The sequence below is a fragment of the Profundibacter sp. genome (genome assembly GCF_056498605.1).
Genome location: NZ_JBSMEZ010000032.1, coordinates 1 through 4,626 on the forward strand (window position 1 = coordinate 1; position 4,626 = coordinate 4,626).

The window sequence follows — 4,626 nt, forward strand, 5'->3', positions numbered from 1 at the left end:
GGTTTTATGACCGGACGCTCGAGATGTTGCGGGGCCGCCGCCCGACGATTGCGGTGGGGTTTGCTTATGGTGAGCAGGAGGCTGAGGAATTGCCGTTGGAGGCCACAGACCAGCCGCTGGATGCGATTGTGACCGAGCGCGAGACGCTAATCTTTAGCTGAATGGAGACCCTTCGGGTCGCTTTATATCTCGACCCCGCAAGGGGGCCTCGGATTGGCCTGCGGCGCGGATATTTGTAGAACGAAAATGGGGATTGCTCTTGTATCAGGGGCGCAATAGGCAGGGCATATGAGAATTCTGTTTTTAGGTGATGTGGTGGGCCGTGCGGGACGTGCGGCAATAACCGAGCGGCTGAAGGGTCTGCGCAGCAATTGGCGGCTGGATTTTGTCGTAGTCAATGGCGAGAATGCGACCGGTGGGGCGGGGCTGTCACCGGCACATGCCAAGGGGATACTGGAGGCGGGTGCGGATTGTATTACGCTGGGCGATCATGCGTTTGACCAGCGCGATATGTTGCAGTTCATTGATCAGGAGCCGAGGATCATCCGGCCACTGAATTTTGCCAAGAACGCCCCGGGCAAGGGGGCGCGGCTGTTTGATGGTGGGCGCGGGCGTAAAATTCTGGTGACACAGGTTTTGGGGCAGGTGTTTATGAAACGCCCGTTTGATGATCCGTTTTCTGCTGTGGAAACCGTGCTGAAATCGCACCCGTTGGGCGGCATGGCGCAGGCCATTCTGGTCGACGTGCATTGCGAGGCGACCAGCGAGAAAATGGGCATGGGGCATTGGTGTGACGGGCGCGCCAGCATGGTTGTCGGCACCCACACGCATATTCCGACGGCGGACGCACAAATCCTGCCGCGCGGCACAGCGTTTCAGGGCGATGCGGGGATGTGTGGCGATTATAACAGCGTCATTGGCATGGACAAAGAAGAGCCATTGCGCCGCTTTATCACCGGCATGGGCAAGGGGCGGTTTACCCCTGCGATGGGCGAGGCGACTTTATCGGGGCTGTTTGTCGAAACCGACGACAGATCAGGCAAGGCTGTGGACGTGCATATGGTGCGTGTGGGCGGACGTTTGCAAGCACAAGGCCCGACTGCGTGACCACCAAGAAACACCTGTATCTGGTGCTGATCCTGATGGGCGCGGCGTGGGGGCTGGTTTTTACCTTTACCAAGGTTGCGGTTTCCACCGGACATCAACCGTTTGGCATTCTGGTTTGGCAGATGGTGATCATGGCCATCTTTTCCGGAGTGATACTGACGGTGCGGCACAAGTCCCTGGCGCTCAGGCGGCGCGATTTTGTGCTGTATATCGGGGTGGCGGTGCTGGGCACGGTGTTTCCCAACTATTTCTCCTACATTGCCGCGGCTGAATTGCCCGCAGGGATCATGGTGATCATCGTTGCTTTGGTGCCTTTGTTCGCTATGCCCATTGCGTTGGTTATGGGGTATGAGAAGCTGTCGTATATACGACTGTTCGGCATCGTGTTCGGCGCCTTGGCCGTTGGCCTGCTGGTGGGGCCAGAGGCAAGCCTGCCGGACCCTGCAAAGGCGGTTTATGTGGTGTTGGCCATCCTGATGCCGCTTGCCTATGGGGCCGAGGGTAGTTTTCTGGTCTGGGCCAAGGCACGCACAGAGGGAGAGATACCGGACCCTGTGAAGGTGTTGTTCGGAGCGAGCATAGTGGGGATGGTTATTTCCGTGCCATTGGCGCTGGCAACGGGCGAATTTATCAGCCCCTTGCGGGTGTGGTCGGCCCCAGAATGGGCGATTGTTGCGGCGGCCGCGCTGAATTGGATCGCCTATGTTGGATATGTCTGGTTGATTGGCCGCGCGGGGCCGGTGTTTGCCGCGCAGGTGGCCTATCTGGTAACAGGATTTGGGGTGATCTGGGCGATGGTTTTTCTGGGGGAAAGTTATTCCGTCTATATCTGGGCCGCGTTGGGGCTGATGATGGTCGGGCTGTTTTTGGTGCAACCGCGTGACAATGCCGATGTTTCCGGCAATGATGGGGCCGAGCAAATATAGGCCGGTTGCAATGGATTTATTTACATTTTCCCAGACAGGGCAGGCGATCATCACCTTGATGGTTGTGGCCGTGATGTTCGTGATGTTCCTGCGCGAAATTCTGCCAACCGAGGTGGTGGCGATTGCGGGGGTGGCGGCGTTGTTGGCGCTGGGCATCCTGCCTTACGACGCCGCGCTGAATGTGCTGTCCAATCCAGCCCCTTGGACCATCGCCGCGATGTTCATCGTGATGGGGGCATTGGTGCGCACCGGTGCGCTGAACTGGTTCACCAAGATTGCCGAACGCAACGCCGAGGCGCGGCCAGCGCTGGCAATCGGCGCGTTGATGGCGTTTGTGGTGGTTTCCAGCGCGATTGTATCAAATACGCCGGTGGTGGTGGTGATGATACCGGTGTTTGTGCAACTGTCGCGCAAGATGAAAATATCGGCCTCTAAAATGCTGATCCCGCTGTCTTATGCGGCGATCCTTGGTGGCACGCTGACCTTGATCGGCACCTCGACCAACCTGTTGGTCGACGGGGTGGCGCGGACCCACGGGATGAAGGGGTTCACGATATTCGAGGTCACACCGCTGGCGGTTTTTCTGGTGATCTGGGGCATGATTTACCTGCGGTTTATTGCGCCGCGATTGTTGCCGGATCGCGATAGTATGGCGAACCTTTTGTCGGATAAATCGCGGATGAAGTTTTTCACCGAGGCGGCGATCCCGCCGGAAAGCAACTTGATCGGGCGCGAGGTGCTGGACGTGCAATTGTTCAAGCGCGACGGGGTGCGGTTGATCGACGTTTTACGCGGTGACGAGAGTTTGCGGCGCAACATGAAGGACGTGGTGCTGAAGGTTGGTGACCGCGTGGTGTTGCGCACCGCGATGACTGAATTGCTGTCGCTACAGCGCAACAAAAGCCTGAAGCGGGTGGATCAGTTAAGCGCGGTGGCGACCTCGACCGTCGAGGTGTTGATCACGCCGGGGTGCAAGATGATCGGGCGCACTTTGGGCGCGCTGCGGCTTAGGCGGCGTTACGGGGTTTATACGCTGGCGGTGCATCGGCGGAATCAGAATTTTAGTGGGCAGTTGGATGATCTGGTGGTGCGGGTTGGCGATACGTTGCTGCTGGAAGGGGCGCCCGAGGACATTCAACGCCTTGCTACTGATGTGGGTTTGGTCGATATTTCGCAACCCTCGGGCCGCGCGTTTCGCCGGAACCATGCGCCGGTGGCCATCGTGGCGCTGCTGGCGATTGTGGGGCTGGCCGCATTCGGGGTCGCGCCGATATTCCTGCTGGCCATTCTGGCGGTGGCGCTGGTTCTGGTGACCCGCTGCATTGATGCGGACGAGGCATTTTCGTACATCGACGGGCGCCTGCTGGCGATGATTTTCGCGATGCTGGCGATTGGCGCGGCATTGGAGGCCTCGGGGGCTGTGGCGATGATTGTGCGGGGGCTGGCCCCGTATATGGGCAGCTTGCCGCCGTTCCTGATTGTCTGGGCGATTTACCTACTGACGTCGGTATTGACCGAACTGGTGTCAAACAACGCGGTGGCGGTTGTTATCACGCCGATTGCCATCGGGTTGGCGGCGGAAATGGGCATTGATGCGCGGCCCTTGGTGGTGGCGGTGATGGTGGCGGCTTCGGCGTCATTTGCAACGCCGATTGGGTATCAGACCAACATGCTGGTTTATGGACCAGGGGGGTACCGATTTACCGATTTCATGCGGGTGGGGATACCGCTGAACTTGTCGATTGGCCTGCTGGCCAGCGCGATCATCCCGTTTATGTGGCCGCTGTGAAGGCATTGCGCGGACATTGGCAGCTGATCGTGATCACGGTTGTGGTGTTTGCCCTATGGCAGACCCCCGCGATCACCCCATTGAAAATCCTGATCGTATTTTTGCACGAAATCAGTCACGGGCTGGCGGCATGGCTAACAGGGGGCGAGGTGGTGAGCATCAGCGTGTCGCCCAGGCAGAGCGGGCTGACCACGACACGTGACGGCAATTTGTTTGTGATTTTCTCGGCGGGGTATGTTGGATCACTGCTGATCGGGGTGGTGGTGTTTTTGAGTGCGCTGAAAAGCAAGGTGGATCGAGGGTTGATGGCCGCGCTTGGGGTCGCCACCTTGCTGATCGCGGCGTTCTATATCCGCGAGTGGTTTGCGCTGGGTTTTAGTGTGGGACTGGGCGTTATGATGCTGGCATCGGCGCGGTTTCTGCCACACAGCATCAACGATCTGGCGCTGCGGGTGATCGGGCTGACCAGCATGATCTATGTGCCGTTTGATATCTTCAGCGACACGATTGCGCGGTCGGGCGAGCGGTCGGACGCCTATATGCTGGCGGAAAAATTCGGTGGGGCCACGGTGGTCTGGGGGGGGGTGTGGTTGGTGATTTCGCTGGCGGTGATCGGGGGATGTTTACGGTATGGATTGGGAGAGCGGAGCAATATCGGTTTTGGGCAGGTGAAAGGGAATAGGGCCTGTTGACGTTTACCGCAAATGAATGACGGTTGCGACGATTGAAATCATGGCCTTAAAACTATCGTCAGTTTTACATGCACGTAATGCTATCCTTTTGAATTCCTTTATCTTTTGGAAG

At 58.2% G+C, this 4,626-nt stretch carries 5 protein-coding genes; all 5 read left to right on the forward strand.

All coding sequences use genetic code 11. The features are described from left to right. Nucleotides 1-161, forward strand: a 161-nt coding sequence (locus tag ACWB12_RS03745; RefSeq protein WP_479528730.1) for a 5-formyltetrahydrofolate cyclo-ligase, incomplete at its 5' end; no start/stop codon positions are given. A gap of 127 nt (nt 162-288) precedes the next feature. Continuing rightward, nucleotides 289-1,107, forward strand: coding sequence for a TIGR00282 family metallophosphoesterase (locus tag ACWB12_RS03750; protein WP_479528726.1), 819 nt, complete (start codon nt 289-291; stop codon nt 1,105-1,107). Next, nucleotides 1,104-2,033: a DMT family transporter gene (locus ACWB12_RS03755; protein WP_479528727.1), complete on the forward strand. Its 930-nt coding sequence runs from the start codon at nt 1,104-1,106 to the stop codon at nt 2,031-2,033. The genes ACWB12_RS03750 and ACWB12_RS03755 overlap by 4 nt, the downstream gene beginning before the upstream one ends. A gap of 10 nt (nt 2,034-2,043) precedes the next feature. Then, the gene (locus ACWB12_RS03760) at nt 2,044-3,822 is read left to right on the forward strand and encodes an SLC13 family permease (RefSeq protein WP_479528728.1); all 1,779 of its coding nucleotides are present in this window, start codon (nt 2,044-2,046) and stop codon (nt 3,820-3,822) included. Further along, nucleotides 3,819-4,514, forward strand: coding sequence for a M50 family metallopeptidase (locus tag ACWB12_RS03765; protein ID WP_479528729.1), 696 nt, complete (start codon nt 3,819-3,821; stop codon nt 4,512-4,514). The genes ACWB12_RS03760 and ACWB12_RS03765 overlap by 4 nt, the downstream gene beginning before the upstream one ends. The last annotated feature ends 112 nt before the right edge of the window (nt 4,515-4,626 follow it).